Here is a 14,086-nt window from a genome sequence, read left to right on the forward strand (position 1 = left end):
GTCGTCTAGATCGACTCGGGACACCACCGCAGCGGAGTGCCGCCGCAGGAGGCCGGCGGCGTCGCGGCCGCCGCCGTCGCCGCCGGACTCGACGTGGTGGGCGTCTTCACCTTCCCCGGGCACAGCTACGCGCTCGAGGCGCGCGCCGCCGCGGCCCGCGACGAAGCGGAGGCGCTCGCCGCGGCCGCCGCGTCGCTCGCCTCGGTCGGGGTCGAGGCCCGCGTGGTCAGCGGGGGATCCACGCCCTCCGCCGACTTCGCCGACGCGGGCGTGCTCACCGAGCTGCGACCGGGCGTGTCCGCCCTCGGCGACGCGCAGCAGTGGGAGATGGGCACGATCGGCCCCGAGTCGATCGCGGTCACGGTCCTCGCCACGATCGTCTCCCGTCGCGCGGACCGGCTGATCGCCGACGCCGGGAGCAAGGTGCTCTCCTCCGATCGCGGCGCCGTGTCGAGCGGGTTCGGCCGCCTGCCCGAGCACCCGGAGGCGCGCATCGCCGTGCTGTCCGAGCACCACGCCACGATCACCGGGCTCGACCTGCCGGTCGGATCCCGGGTGCGGATCGCTCCGAACCACGTCTGCGTCGCGGTGAACCTCGCCGACGAGTACCGCGTGCTGACGAGCGACGGCGGCTCGGTCTCGTGGCCCGTGGACGCCCGCGGGCGCAACAGCTAGAGCGCGCGGCCCCGCGGGATCCGCAGTCCGATCACCGCGGTGAGCGCGAGCAGCACGAACGCCGAGCCGAACGCGGCGGTCGGCGAGGCCGCATCCGCCAGCGCCCCGGCGAGCAGGGGGCCGATCACGCCGCCGAGGTCCGACGCGGCCTGGAACACCGACACGGGCCGCCCGCCGCGCTCGCCCGCGGCGTCGCCCACGAGCGCGCCCGGCGCCGTCCCCATGAATGCCGCGGCCGCTCCGTAGAAGCAGAGCAGCAGCACGAGCAGCCAGAGCTCCGACACCAGCGGCATCGCGAGCATCGCCAGCGCCGCGACGGCGAACCCGCCGATCAGCGCCGGACGCCGGCCCACCGTGTCCACGAAGCGGCCGGCCGGAGCGAGCGCGACGGTCTGCACGACGGCGGCGATCGCGAAGGCGATCCCGGTCCAGGCCGGGTCGTCGCCCAGGCCCTCGACCACGAGGACGGGCACGAGCGTCGCCCGCACGCCCATCGCGGACCAGCCGAGCGCGAAGTTCGCGAGCACGGCGCTCTGGTAGCGGCGATCGCGGAGCACCTCGCGCATCGGCGTGACGACCGCGGCCTTCGCCGCGTCCGCGTCGCGCTCCGGTCGGCGCAGCAGCACCAGCCCGACGAGCCCGGCGACGGCGAGCGTGCCCGCGTAGAAGAAGAACGGAGCGGTGAGCGAGATCGCCGTCAGCACGCCGCCGACGGCGGGTCCGGCCATGCCGCCGAGCAGGAACCCGCCCTGGTAGAAGCCGATGGAGCGGCCCCGGCGCTCGGGCGACGCGGTGCGCAGGAGGAGCGTCATCGCGGCGACCGAGAACATCGCCGAGCCGATCCCGCCCGCGCCGCGCAGCAGCAGCAGGTGCGCGTAGTCGCCCGCCAGCCCCACCAGCGCGCTCGAGAGCGCCACGATCCCGATGCCCGTCGCGAGCACCACGCGCTCGCCGAGCCGGTCGACGAGCGGCCCGACGAACGGATTCGCGATCAGCCGCATCAGCGCGAACGCCGACACCACCGCTCCGACCTCGACGTAGCCGACCCCGAAGCTGCGCACGTAGACGGGCAGCACGGGCACGACGACGCCGAAGCCCAGCATCACGAAGAACGCCACGATCCCGAGGACGAGGACGTCGCGCGGCAGCCTCTCGCGACCGCCCCGGTCCTGCCACGGAAGTCTCACCCCCCGACGCTACCGGTGATGTCCCCCATGCGGGGACGAGGCGGGAACGGAGCGGGTTCTCGTCAGCCGGCCAGCGGCACGAGCGAGGGCAGGATCCCCGGGTAGCTGACGTAGTAGAGGACGCCGTCGCTGTGCAGCACGCCGCGTCCGGGGTAGCTCTCGTCCTCGACGTCCGGGCCGTTGAGGAACCCGGGTGCCGACGCATCGTCCACCGCGAAGCCCTCGGCGAGGAACCCCTCCCGCGCGGTCGGCCACTGCTCGTCGCCCAGCGCGAGCTGACCGACGACGACGTGCACGTCGCCCTGCCCGGTCCACCGGCAGAGCAGGCCGGCCTGCTGCATCTCCTCGACGATCGGGTAATCGAAGTAGGTGGCCGGCTCCGGGTTCAGCCGCAGCCCGTCGGACTCGAGGTCGGCGAGCTCCGCGGCGGTGAGCAGCTCGGGGCAGGGGGTGAGCCCGCCGGTGACCGGGGCGGCGGCGGGGTCCTCCACGGCCGGAGCCTCCGCTGCGGGAGCCTCTGCTGCCGGAGCCCCTGCCTCCGGAGCGCCCGCCTCCGGGGCCTCTGCCGTTGGGGCCGTCGCCGGTGTCCCGTCCGTCGGCACCCCCGCGGCCGGAGTGGCGCCTGCAGCCGTCGGAGTCGCGACGGGAGCGCGGGTGGCCGTCGTCGTCGCGGTCGGAGCCGTCGTCTCGACCGGCCCGGGGTCGGTGCATCCCGTCAGAGCGAGCACCCCCAGGAGGCCGAGGCCCAGCGCCTGCCGGGCCGTCCTGCTCCGGGAAGCCCCGATACCGCCACGCGTGAACCGGATCATCGTCGTCCCCCTTCGTCGCGGACTGTGCCTCTGCAGAACCGCAGCTCTGCAGAGAAGCGCCTCTGCGCCGAGGCTACCCCCGGCGCCCGGGCCCCGCACCGATCGACCAGACCCGCGGAGGAAGTGCCCCGGTCACGGAGTGATCGCCCACGATCCGCGCCTTGAAGACCCACGGGTTGTGGCTCGCGGCGGTGCGGGCGTTGCGCCAGTGCCGGTCGAGGTTCTTCGAGGTGCTCACTCCGGAGGCGCCGAGCGCGTCGAAGACGTCGGAGGTCGCGCGGGTGGCGAGCTGCGTCAGCACGATCTGCGCCTGCGCGGTCTCGAGCTCGGCGAGGTCGTTGAGGTGCTCCTCCTGCCCGAGGTCGTCGCCGGAGGCGGCGTCGTGAGCGAGCTGCAGGGCCTGCGCGGCCTTCTCGACGATCGCCGATCCCGCCCAGGCGGCCGCCGAGATCTGGCCGACGACCTGCAGGATCTGCGGGTCGGCCGCGTACGAGTCGGCGTTGCCGTGCGAGTAGATGCGGGTGCGGGCGCGGACCGCCTCGGCGAGCTCCCGCTCCGCGGCGGAGATCGAGCCCGCGAGCACCGACAGCAGCACCGCCTGGTAGAAGGCGGTCTGGTAGCGGAACCGGGTCCCGAAGTCGATCACGTCCTCCGCGGCGACCTCCGCGTCGACGAAGGTGCTCGTGCCGGAGCCGGTGGTGCGCTGGCCGAAGCCGTCCCAGTCGTCGGCGTGAGTCACTCCGCTCTGGTGCGCGTCGACGATCGCGATCACCGTCGCGCCGGTGTCGGAGCGCTGGGCGAAGGTGTCGATCCAGTCGGCGAAGATGCTGCCGGTGGAGTAGTACTTGGTGCCGTTCACGCGGAACCGGGTCGGGTCGCCCTCGACGGGGGTGACCTTGGTGTTCACGTCGCCGATCGCGACGGTGCCGACCTCGGTCCAGGCGTTGCCGCCGATCTGCCCGTCGGCGAAGCGCTGCAGCCAGCGCTCGCGGGTGCCGTCGGTCGCGATCAGGCGGTCCTCGACGAGGGCGAAGTGGCCGCGCAGCGCCTGGGGGATGTTGGAGTCGGCCGCCGCGAGCTCGGTGAGCAGGCGGAAGAGCTGGGGGAGCGACGCTCCCGCTCCTCCGTTCTCGACCGGGACGCGGACGGCGCCGAACCCGGCCTCGGCGAGGGCGCGGATCTGCTCGGCGGGCAGCACGTGGTCGCGCTCGCGAGCGGAGGCGCCCGCCGCGATGTCGGCGAAGAGCGGCCGGAAGCGCGCGGCGAGGGTCTCGTAGTCCACGGGGGCGGTGGCGGTGGCGACGGTCATGATGGGCTCCTCGTCGAAGGGGCGCCGGGGGCGGCGCACGGGAGCCGACGCTAGCCGCAGGTCCCCGCGGACCGGGCTCTGTGTCCAGGTGTTACGGAGAGGTCCGGGCACGCTGGCGCTCGTGTCTGCTCCCACGCGCGTCTCCGCCCGAATCTCCGCCATCGCCGAGTCCGCGACCCTCAAGGTCGACGCGAAGGCCAAGGCCCTCCAGGCGCAGGGCCGGCCCGTCATCTCGTACGCGGCGGGCGAGCCGGACTTCCTCACTCCCGAGCACATCGTCGAGGCCGCGTCGGCCGCCGTGCTCGATCCGAAGAACTACCGCTACACCCCGGCGGCGGGTCTGCCCGACCTCCGCGCCGCGATCGCCGCGGAGCGGTCCGCGGGAATGCCTCGCGCCGGTCGGCGTTGCCCTTGGGGATGACTTCGACGCACCCGTCCACCCCGTCCACCTCCGCTGCCCAGGGCTCCGCCGCTCCAGCCGTCGCCGCCCAGGCCTCCGCCGCCCCGGCCGACCGCCGCGCCCTCGTGGTCGGCGCGACCGGCATCGGCGGCTCCGCCCTCGTCGACCTGCTGACCGGGGAGGGCTGGCCCGTGACGGCCCTCTCCCGTCGGCCGGTCGCCGAGCGGGCCGGTGTCCGTCCCCTCTCGGCCGACCTCCGCTCGGCCGCGGACCTCGCCCGCGTCCTCGCCGACGAGCGCCCCACCCACGTCTTCTTCACCGCCTGGTCGCGCCAGGAGACGGAGGAGGAGAACATCGCCGTCAACGGCGGCATGGTCCGCGACCTCCTGGCCGCCCTGGCGCACGCGCCGCTCGAGCACGTCGCCCTGGTCACCGGGCTCAAGCACTACCTCGGTCCCTTCGAGGCCTACGGACAGGGCGCCATGCCCGACACCCCGTTCCACGAGGAGGAGGAGCGCCTGGACGCTCCGAACTTCTACTACGCGCAGGAGGACGAGCTCTTCGCCGCCGCCGAGCGCGCGGGCTTCACCTGGTCGGTGCACCGCTCGCACACGGTGATCGGGCACGCGGTCGGCAACGCGATGAACATGGGATTGACGCTGGCCGTCTACGCCTCGATCCAGCGCGAGCTCGGCGAGCCGTTCGTGTTCCCGGGATCGCTCACGCAGTGGAACGGCCTGACCGACATGACCGACGCCACCGTGCTCGCCGCGCAGATGGTGTGGGCCGCGACCTCCGAGGCCGGCCGCGACGAGGCGTTCAACGTCGTCAACGGCGACGTGTTCCGCTGGCGGTGGATGTGGATGCGCCTCGCCGAGCACTTCGGCGTGGAGCCGGTGGGCCCGGGGGAGCAGCCGCAGCCGCTCGAGCAGCAGATGGCCGACGCGCAGCCCGTCTGGCAGCGCCTCGTCGACGAGCACGGCCTGATCGAGTCCGACCTCGCCCGCGTCGCCTCCTGGTGGCACACCGACGCCGACCTCGGCCGCGGGATCGAGGTCGTGACCGACATCAGCAAGTCCCGCCTCGCCGGGTTCACGCTCCACCACCGCACGGTCGACTCCTTCACCGAGCTGTTCGACCGCTACCGCGCCGAGAAGCTGATCCCGTAAGGCGGGGCTCGGCGCCCCTCCCCGGCCGCCCGACCGTCGCCGTCCCGTCGTCTCCGCGTCACTCCGATGACACCGACCGCCCCTAGCGTCACGGCATGGCGGCGGCGGTGAGCGGAGCATGATCGAGCGGGTCGACCCGTTCCTCGGCACGGAGCCCACGGCCCTCCCCGAGCCCGTCGGGCTGGCGGCGACCTGGTGGTCGCCGAAGCCGCAGATCGGCAACACGCATCCGGGAGCGACCTACCCGCTGGGCATGGTCTCGGCCTGCTCCTACTCGGGCGCGTACCCGACCGGCTACGGACGCTACGACCTGGCGCTCGAGGGCGTCCCCCCGCTCATCCGCGAGGGCATCGAGGCGTCGGGCTTCACCCACTTCCAGCAGTCGGGCACCGGCGCGATCCGGAAGTACTACAACTACCTCCGCGTCACGCCGATGATCGAGCCGCTCGACGAGCTCGGCCGCAGCTGGGACGTCGTCGACGAGGTCGCCGAGCCGGGCTACTACGCCGCGACCCTCTCCTCCGGGGTGCGCGCCGAGCTCACGGTCGGCCCCGCCTCGGCGGTGCACCGCTACACGTTCCCGCGCCACCGCAGCGCCCGCGTCGTCGTCGACCTGTCGCTCGGCGGCCTCGCGATCCCGAGCGGAGCGACGATCCCGTTGCGCGCGCAGCTGCGCTCGATCTCGCCCGGCGTCGCGAGCGGCGAGATCGTGATGGAGGGCGCTCCGCTGGCCGTGCACCTCGAGTGCGACGCGCTGCAGTGGCGCCAGATGCTCTGGTACGACCGCCGGCTGATGCCGGGCGGCACCCGGCTCGACTTCGACCACATCCGCCCCACGACACTCCGCCCGTTCGGCCTGATGTGGGCGGGACCGAGCGAGCCCGGCACGACCGTGGAGCTCCGGATGGGCTTCTCCCTCCGCGGCACGGAGCGCGCCCGCGAGAACCTGCACCGCGACGTGCCGCCGACCGGCACCGGCTTCGACCAGCGCCGCGACCGCACCCGCAAGACGTGGCGGAAGCACCTGCGCCGGATCGCCGTCGACACACCGTCCGTCGACCGCGAGACCGTCTTCTCGACCGCGCTGTACCACTCGCTGATCAAGCCGTGCCTCGCCCCGTCCGAGAGCCCGTTCTGGCCGACCGACGGCCCGTTCGTCTTCGACCTGAGCACGATGTGGGACATCTACCGCACCCAGCTCCCGCTGCTCACGGCCCTGCTGCCCGAGCGCGCGGTCGAGATCGCGGCGGCCCTGCTGACCATCTGCGAGGAGGAGGGCAACTTCCCGATCGGCTACCGGATGGCCAAGGGCAGCGACCGCTTCTCGCGGCAGGGCAGCGCCCTCGCGCACACCTTCCTCGCCGACCTCTGCCGACTGGGGCTGCCCGGCATCGACTGGGAGGCGGCCCTCGTGCACATGGCGGAGGACCTCAAGCGCACCTACGGCGAGGAGTTCCTCGCGGCGGGCGAGGCGCATCCGATCAGCCACACCCTCGACCTCGCCCACGGCTACTGGTGCACCGCGGTCGTGGCGCGTCACGTCGGCGACCGCGTGCTCGCCGAGCAGCTCGAGGAGCGCGCGGCGCAGTGGGTGAACGCCTTCGATCTGCGGACGGGCCTGCTGAAGGACTCGACCTACTACGAGGGCACGCGGCACAACTACTCCTTCCGCCTGCTGCACGACATGGCGGGGCGCATCGCGCTGAGCGGAGGGGACGACGCCTTCGTCGCGCAGCTGGACGAGTTCTTCGGCTACGGTGCCGAGCCGGTGCGGCAGCCCGGCCTCCGGCCCGACCGCGCCGAGATGCTCGCGGGCGCGGCGCTCGGGCGCTTCGAGGGGCTCAACAACGAGCCCGACATGGAGTCGCCCTGGGCCTACCACTACGCCGGCCGGCCCGACCGCACGGCCGAGATCGTGCACGGGGTGCTGCACCAGCGCTTCGGCACCGGCCGCGGCGGGCTGCCCGGCAACGACGACTCCGGAGGCCTGAGCTCCTGGTACGTCTGGGCGAGCCTGGGCCTGTTCCCCGTCGCCGGGCAGGGGCTGCTCCTCGTGAACGCGCCCGCGTTCTCGCGCGTGTCCGTCGCCGTGGGCGGCGCCGACCTCGAGATCCGCACGACCGGCTTCGTCGAGCCCGTGCCCGGCGGGCCGGTGCAGTACGTGCAGTCGGCCGAGTTCAACGGAGCGCCGCTCGAGGCGAGCGTCCTGAGCGCCGCCGAGCTGCACCGCGGCGGCGAGCTCACCCTGCACCTCGGACCCGAGCCGTCGGACTGGGCGACGGCACCGGAGCACCGACCGCCGTCGCATCCGGTGCGGCGGACGACCACCACCCAGCCCACCAGCACCATCCAGCCCAGCACCATCCAGCCCTAGGAGGAGACCATGGACCAGAGCACTCACGCGAGCACCGTGCAGAACCGGCTCGTGATCGTCGTCCGGGCGGATCCGGTGATCTGCGGCCACTCGGTCGAGGCGCGCAACCTGGCCGAGACGGCGCGCGAGCGCGGGTTCGACGAGGTCCGCATCGTCACCTGGCCGATCGAGCGCCTCGAGGCGGCGGGCCTGCCGCTGAAGCCGCTGGACGCGGTGCTGCCCTACAGCGACGGCATCATCGTCGAGCGCCCCGCTCCGGTGGGCGACTACAAGGTGCCGGACGGCCGCTACCTCGCCGGCATGATCGGCCGCCTGGTCGAGCTCTTCACCGACGGAGTGCCGACCGTCTGCCTCTCGCTGTACCTCAGCCCCCACACCATCGCGGTGGCGGATGCGCTGCGCGCGGCCTGGAGCACCGGACTCCCCGTCGACGTCACCACGGTCGCGGAGGCGGTCGGCTCGGACGTCACCAACGTCGTCCGCCGGGCGGTGGAGGAGGGGCGCCTGGGCGCCGCCGCCCACATCTTCGCCTCCTACCTCTCGCAGGACCACTGCGTCGCCGTGTCGGAGTACACCCGCGACCTCATCGTCGAGGAGGCCGAGCGGATCGACGCCGCGCACGGCACCCGCTTCGCCGAGCAGTGCCGCGCCCGCATCGAGATCTCGTACCCGGCGATCGACTCCGACGCCTACTCCGATCTCGACCCGGTCGCCCTCGAGGACCTCGTGCGCGCCCGCGGGCTGCGCAGGGACGGCTACGTGCTGTTCCTCTCCCGCCTCACCGAGGCGAAGGGCGTCGAGGACCTCATCGCCGGCTACGAGCGCAGCCGCGTGCACGAGCAGCACGAGCTCGTCATCGCGGGCCGCGGACCCCAGGAGGCCGAGCTGCGCCGGATCGCGGCGGCGTCACCGCTGGCGCACCGCATCCGCTTCCTCGACGACGTGGGCGACGCCGAGAAGCCCTACCTGATGGCCGGGTGCTCGGCCTTCGTGCTGCCCAGCAAGCCGCGGCCGGAGTTCGTCGAGACCTTCGGCATCGCGCTCGCCGAGAAGATGCTCGCCGGAGGCGGCCCCGTCATCACGACGCTCACCGGCGGGATCGGCGAGGCGATCGGCGAGCACGCGTTCATCACTCCCGTCGAGGACCCGGACGCGATCGCCGCTCTGCTGGACCACGCGATCCTCGAGCTCGACGACGCCGAGCGGGCGCGCCTCGCGGTGGCCGCGCGCGAGTACGCGCTGCGGTTCGACCGCCGGGCCGTGTTCGACCGGCTGTTCGCGCGGCTGCCGCAGTCGGTGCGACCGGAGCCGGCGCTCTAGGAAGCGCAGGGGTCGCCGGGGCGCCGGGGCGGCGCTCCTGTCAGCGCCGGCCGCGGCGCTCCTGGGCCGACGCCTCCGGCGCGACCTCGGCCGCAGCGAGAGCCGGTAGCGCACGAAGCGGAGCGTGAAGCTGCGGCGCTCGCTGCCGGTGGGTCCGCCCGCGCGCTCGGCGAGCACGCGGATGCCGAGGACGGCGACGATGCGCCACTGCTCGAGGCGCCCGAGGTGACGGCGGTGAAGACCGCTCCGGGGTGCGCGAGGTCCTGGGCTGGTGCTGCCGCGGGCTCGTGGGCCTCCGCGACCGGGTCGAGGCCGTCGGTGCTGTCGCTCGTGCGGGAGGTGGTGTCGATGGTCATGCGCCGGGCTCCTGAGGGGGTGGCGGACCTGGACACGGCGCGTCGTGAGCGCCTCGACACCGGGCGCCGGCCTCGGGCAGGGGGACCCGGGCCGGCGACCGGCCATGCATGCGGTGCGAGGACGAGCCCGCCGGAACGTCCTCCGCGCCGCCCTCGAAGTGTAGGGCTCCTCAGCACCCTGTGGCGTGGAATGTCAACCACCTTCGAGCGAATTGCGAGGAGGAGCGATCCGTGCAGTCGCCGGACGCGACGAAGGCCCGCTCGGGGGAGGAGCGGGCCTTCGGACGTGCTTCCACCGGATCGGCTCGTCGATCGGGAGTCGTCGGATCGGGGTGTCGGGCGAGGGCCGGGGGCGGCCCATGCGGTTCGGGCTAGGCGGCGGGCTCGGCGCGGCGCAGCGGCACGGCGGCGTGGGAGGCGGGCTCGGGGACGATGCGCAGGCCGGCGCCGCTGTTGGCGCGCTCCATGAGGGCCTCGACCCACTCGGGGTTGATCGTGGGCTGTCGGCTGCCCTTGAACTCGAACTGGATCGGGATGGTCGGGTGCATCCAGACGCCGCGGCGACCGGTTCCGGCCTGAGGGGACGCGTCGAGGGTCAGCAGGAAGCGCTCGTCACGGCGGAACTTGTTGATGATCACGATCTGGAGGTGGGCGAGTGCCCGATCCTCGACCTCGATGGCGGCGGGAGGCGTTCCGTAGAGGATGTTGCCCATGATCTTCTCCGATCAGACGAGTGGGTGCGGTCCGATCAGCATATCGCTAGACAGACTTCCTACTAGTCAAGCTAGCTACCTGGGCCGGGGGATTGACCGGATCGCGCTCCGCCGATAGTGCCACCGGTCGAGCGCGGGGAACGCGCCAGGCCTTGTGCTCAGGGCGCAGCGACGGTATCGCCCAAGGGTGAACGGATGTCGAGAGCTCCGTGGCGGTCGACCGGCGGGGGCCGGATCGGGCTCAGGCGCGGCGGCGCTCCTGGGCGCTGTCGACGAGTTCGTCGGCGAAGGCCTGGTCGGCGTAGGCGATGTCGGCCGTCTCGGTCGGGTTCTCGACGATGTCGCGCATCGTCTGGAGGAAGCGGATGACCGTGGCCGCCTCCGTCGAGTCCAGCTTCTCGGCCGCCTCGAGCATCCGGCGGTGCATCTCGTCGAGCGTCTCGCGCACCTCGCGGTGGGAGGTGGGCGTCGCGACGATGCGGATCGCCCGGCGGTCGCTCGGGTGCGGCTGACGCACCACGTGCCCGCTCTTCACCAGCCGATCGATCAGCACGGTCGTCGAGGCGGAGGAGATGCCGAGGTAGGCGGCGAGGTCCTTCGGGCTCACGTGCTGGCCGGTCTGCTGGCGCCGCATGAGGAACTGCACGGCCAGGAGGTCGTTCTCGCCCATCCCCATCGACCCGCGCGTCCGGCGGCGCATGGCGGTCTCGGCGGTCCGGAAGGCCCGCATCGCGGCGAGGACCTCGACCGCTCCGGGCTCGCTCGTCTCGCCCGGGAACCAGAAGGCTCCGGGTCGAGAGGTCGCGACGTCGTCCATGCAGGACAGTCTAGACAGTCGTGTAGCAAGAACATCTAGTGATGTGGAACCCCGGTCGACCGGGTTGTGCCCGGATGGTCCGTACCGATACAACTCTCTTAGCTAGTTAGACAAGCTAGCGATTCCGGGATGAGGGAGGTGCCACGTGATCGAGACGGTCGACCTCCTGCCTCCGACCACCGTTGCCGACCCGCTGCTGGGGGCGACCCTGGCCGGCCGCTACCTCGTCCTGGAGCGCATCGGAGAGGGCGGCAGCGCCACCGTCTACCGGGCCCGCGACCAGCGCCTGGCGCGTCCGGTCGCCGTGAAGGTGCACCGCGCCGTCGCCGACACCCCGAACGAGCGCTCGCGACGCGAGCGCGAGATCCGCCTCCTCATCGACTCCCGCCACTCCGCCGTCGTCGAGATCCTCGACCAGGGCGAGATCGCGCAGGAGGAGGGGGAGCTGTCCTACCTCGTCCTCGAGTACTTCGACCCGGCGGATCCGGCCGCCGAGTGGTTCTCCTCCGCCGACGAGCGGATGATCGCCGAGGTCGGCGCGCAGGTCGCGGACGCGCTCGCCCACCTCCACGCCCGTGGCGTGCTGCACCGCGACGTGAAGCCCGAGAACGTGCTCGTGCGCTCCCGGCCCGTGCCCGCCGGTGCCTCCCTCCGCGAGGCGAAGCTCAGCGATTTCGGCATCGCCCGGGCGGTCGACGACGCGCGCCTCACCCGCCCCGACCTGCTCGTCGGCACCGCCGGGTACCTCAGTCCCGAGAGCGTGGGAGCCGGCCCCGTCGGCCCCGCCTCCGATGTCTACTCCCTCGGCCTCGTGCTGCTCGAAGCGCTCTCGGGCCGCCGCGCCTACGAGGGCACCACGCTCGAGATCTCGCTGCAGCGCATGCACCACGCACCGGTTCTGCCCGTGAACGTGCCCGAGCGCTGGCGCCCGCTGCTGGCCTCGATGACCGCGCTCGACCCGGCCGAGCGGCCCTCGGCGGCGGACGTCGCCGAGCAGCTGTGGAGCGGGCTGCAGGGCGCATCGGGCACCGCACCGGCGCGGATGCGCCTCCACGGGCTGCTCGCTACCGTCGCCGCCGTCGCGGTGGGCGCCCTCTCGGCGCTGTCGCTGACCCACGTCCTGGGCTGATCGCCCGACCGGGGACCCGCATCCGGCTCAGGTCCTGCGGAGCCGGGGTGCCGTAGTCTCCCGCCCATGAGCCCCCGTCGACTCTTCCGCGTCCTCTCGATCGTCGAGGCGGTGACCTGGACCCTCCTGATCGTCGGCATGCTGCTGAAGTACGCCGTCGGCGTCGGCGACTGGCCCGTCAGCGTCGCCGGCCCGATCCACGGCTTCGCCTTCCTGGCCTACGGAGCCGCCGCGCTCGTGCTCTCGGTCAACCAGCGGTGGTCGATCGGAGCGACGGTCCTCGCGGTCGCCAGCGCGGTGATCCCGTACGCCACCGTCCCGCTCGAGCGCGGGTTCGAGCGCCGCGGGCTCCTCGAGGGCGGCTGGCGCCGGGTCGCGGGCGACGATCCGCGCGATCAGCGGGTGGCGAGCAGGCTGCTGCGCTGGGCGCTCGTGCGGCCCGTGCTCGCCGGGGTGCTGGTGCTCGCGGCGGTGGCCGTGGTCTTCACGGCGCTGCTGATCGCCGGTCCGCCCGGGGGCGGCGAGGCGTAGGGAGACGCGGTCAGGCCGTTCGACGCGCTTCGGCGTCGATCAGCACCACGGCGCTCGGCGCGCCTGCAGGGCGGCCTCGGGCGTCCCCGCGATCGCGGCCGTCGTCTGCGCGCCCTCCGCGAGGATCGCGAGCTGCGCGGCCAGCTCGGCGCCGCCTCCGATCTGCTCGGCGAGCTCGGCGAGGAAGCGCTGGAACGACGCCTTGTGCTCGCGGGCGAGCTGCGCCACGGCCGGGTTCGAGGAGCCCAGCTCGCCGAAGGCGTTGATGAACCCGCAGCCGCGGAAGGTGTCCTCCGAGAACCAGTCGAAGAGGAAGTCGTAGATCGCCAGGAGCTTCTCGCGGGCGCCGTCGGCTCCGGCGACCCGGGCGGTGACGCCGGCGGTCCACGCCTCGTGCCGGCCGTGCAGGACGGCCACGACGACGGCCTCCTTGCTCGGGAACTCCGCGTAGAGGCGCTTCAGCGAGACGCCCGCGGCGGTGCGCAGCTCGTCCATGCCGACCGACAGGATCCCGCGCTCGTAGTAGAGGCGGTCGGCCGCGGCCAGGATCGCGGCGCGGGGGGACGGGGCCGCTGCGCGCGCGGACGGGACCTCGGTGCGAGGCGAGGTCGTCGCGACATCGGGGTCGGCGGTGGGCGCGGGCATCCCCCCATCGTACGCGCGGAGGGAACGCGCGTTCTCGGACCGACGGGAACCGGCTGCCGTGATGTCGGGGGCCGGTGCTAGCGTCGGCCGCGCCCGGGCCTTCCCGGGCCGCGATCCCGGAGGGGGAACGGCATGGTCCTGGCGATGCAGGCGGACGACCACTCGGGCACCTCGCTGCACGCGGTCGAGGTGGATCCCGGCGAGCCGGGGCCCGGATCGGTGCGCGTCCGGGTCCGTGCGGCGGGAGTGAACCCCTCCGACGCCAAGCTGCTGCGGGGCGACTTCGGCCGGGGCCGCACGCCGGTGCGCCCGGGTTCCGAGGTGTCGGGAGTCGTGACCGCCGTCGGCGAGGGAGCCGTCGGCCCGCTCGGTCCGCTCCGCGTCGGCGACGAGGTCGTGGCCTTCCGTGTCGCGGGCGGGTGGAGCGGGGAGCTGATCGCCCGGGCGTCCTCCGTCCTGCCCAAGCCCGCCGGGCTCGGCTGGGAGGCGGCGGCCGGACTCCTGCTGACCGGCACGACGGCCGTGCACCTGCTCGAGGCGGTGCGGGTCGCCGCCGGCGAGACCGTGCTCGTGCACGGGGCGAGCGGAGCGGTGGGGAGCCTTCTGGTGCAGCTGGCCGTCGCCCGCGGCGCGCGCGTGCTCGGCACGGCGG

At 73.5% G+C, this 14,086-nt stretch carries 13 protein-coding genes and 1 pseudogene; 8 read left to right on the forward strand and 6 right to left on the reverse strand.

What is annotated here, in order from left to right; all coding sequences use genetic code 11:
* Positions 1-9: 9 nt before the first annotated feature.
* Entirely contained in the window at positions 10-675 is a 666-nt protein-coding gene (locus B0T42_RS17215; RefSeq protein ID WP_094742793.1) for an alanine racemase, read from the forward strand.
* On the opposite strand, the gene B0T42_RS17220 is transcribed toward B0T42_RS17215, so the two are convergent.
* The 3 genes from B0T42_RS17220 to B0T42_RS17230 form a co-directional block, all read right to left on the reverse strand.
* Positions 672-1,862: an MFS transporter gene (locus tag B0T42_RS17220; protein ID WP_236720380.1), complete on the reverse strand. Its 1,191-nt coding sequence runs from the start codon at positions 1,860-1,862 to the stop codon at positions 672-674. The two genes, B0T42_RS17215 and B0T42_RS17220, sit on opposite strands and share 4 nt — an antisense overlap.
* Positions 1,863-1,924: 62 nt before the next feature.
* Positions 1,925-2,353, reverse strand: coding sequence for a hypothetical protein (locus B0T42_RS20550; RefSeq protein ID WP_173892349.1), 429 nt, complete (start codon positions 2,351-2,353; stop codon positions 1,925-1,927).
* Positions 2,354-2,744: 391 nt separating this feature from the next.
* A complete protein-coding gene (locus B0T42_RS17230; protein ID WP_077224251.1) occupies positions 2,745-3,980 on the reverse strand; it encodes an acyl-CoA dehydrogenase family protein in 1,236 nt (411 codons plus the stop codon).
* An 88-nt stretch (positions 3,981-4,068) separates the two neighbouring features.
* On the opposite strand from B0T42_RS17230, the pseudogene B0T42_RS17235 reads away from it, so the two are divergent.
* The 4 genes and pseudogenes from B0T42_RS17235 to B0T42_RS17250 all read left to right on the forward strand — a co-directional run.
* A pseudogene (locus tag B0T42_RS17235) lies at positions 4,069-4,368 on the forward strand (aspartate aminotransferase); the annotation flags it as partial.
* Positions 4,369-4,397: 29 nt separating this feature from the next.
* Positions 4,398-5,549: an SDR family oxidoreductase gene (locus tag B0T42_RS17240; RefSeq protein ID WP_077224252.1), complete on the forward strand. Its 1,152-nt coding sequence runs from the start codon at positions 4,398-4,400 to the stop codon at positions 5,547-5,549.
* Between the two features lie 118 nt (positions 5,550-5,667).
* Positions 5,668-7,923, forward strand: a complete 2,256-nt coding sequence (locus B0T42_RS17245) for a glycoside hydrolase domain-containing protein (protein ID WP_077224253.1) — start codon at positions 5,668-5,670, stop codon at positions 7,921-7,923.
* 9 nt (positions 7,924-7,932) lie between these two features.
* Entirely contained in the window at positions 7,933-9,243 is a 1,311-nt protein-coding gene (locus B0T42_RS17250; RefSeq protein WP_077224254.1) for a glycosyltransferase, read from the forward strand.
* A gap of 727 nt (positions 9,244-9,970) precedes the next feature.
* On the opposite strand, the gene B0T42_RS17255 is transcribed toward B0T42_RS17250, so the two are convergent.
* Both B0T42_RS17255 and B0T42_RS17260 read right to left on the reverse strand, forming a co-directional pair.
* Positions 9,971-10,312 (reverse strand): DUF7882 family protein, encoded by a 342-nt coding sequence (locus B0T42_RS17255; RefSeq protein ID WP_077224255.1) that lies wholly within the window; start codon positions 10,310-10,312, stop codon positions 9,971-9,973.
* Between the two features lie 241 nt (positions 10,313-10,553).
* Positions 10,554-11,129 (reverse strand): MarR family winged helix-turn-helix transcriptional regulator, encoded by a 576-nt coding sequence (locus B0T42_RS17260; protein WP_077224256.1) that lies wholly within the window; start codon positions 11,127-11,129, stop codon positions 10,554-10,556.
* Positions 11,130-11,274: 145 nt separating this feature from the next.
* On the opposite strand from B0T42_RS17260, the gene B0T42_RS17265 reads away from it, so the two are divergent.
* Together B0T42_RS17265 and B0T42_RS17270 are read left to right on the forward strand one after the other, a co-directional pair.
* Complete coding sequence (locus tag B0T42_RS17265; protein WP_077224257.1) at positions 11,275-12,258, forward strand: serine/threonine-protein kinase; 984 nt, start codon at positions 11,275-11,277, stop codon at positions 12,256-12,258.
* Between the two features lie 66 nt (positions 12,259-12,324).
* Entirely contained in the window at positions 12,325-12,789 is a 465-nt protein-coding gene (locus tag B0T42_RS17270; RefSeq protein ID WP_077224258.1) for a DUF3817 domain-containing protein, read from the forward strand.
* A 39-nt stretch (positions 12,790-12,828) separates the two neighbouring features.
* Here the strand turns inward: B0T42_RS17270 and B0T42_RS17275 are convergent, their stop codons facing one another.
* The gene (locus B0T42_RS17275; RefSeq protein WP_077224259.1) at positions 12,829-13,434 is read right to left on the reverse strand and encodes a TetR family transcriptional regulator; all 606 of its coding nucleotides are present in this window, start codon (positions 13,432-13,434) and stop codon (positions 12,829-12,831) included.
* A gap of 132 nt (positions 13,435-13,566) precedes the next feature.
* Between B0T42_RS17275 and B0T42_RS17280 the strand changes: the two genes are divergently transcribed.
* On the forward strand, positions 13,567-14,086 hold a 520-nt coding region (locus B0T42_RS17280), incomplete at its 3' end, for a quinone oxidoreductase family protein (protein ID WP_158078170.1).

The organism is Rathayibacter rhapontici, from assembly GCF_001995175.1.
In the GTDB taxonomy this organism is placed as follows: Bacteria; Actinomycetota; Actinomycetes; order Actinomycetales; family Microbacteriaceae; genus Rathayibacter.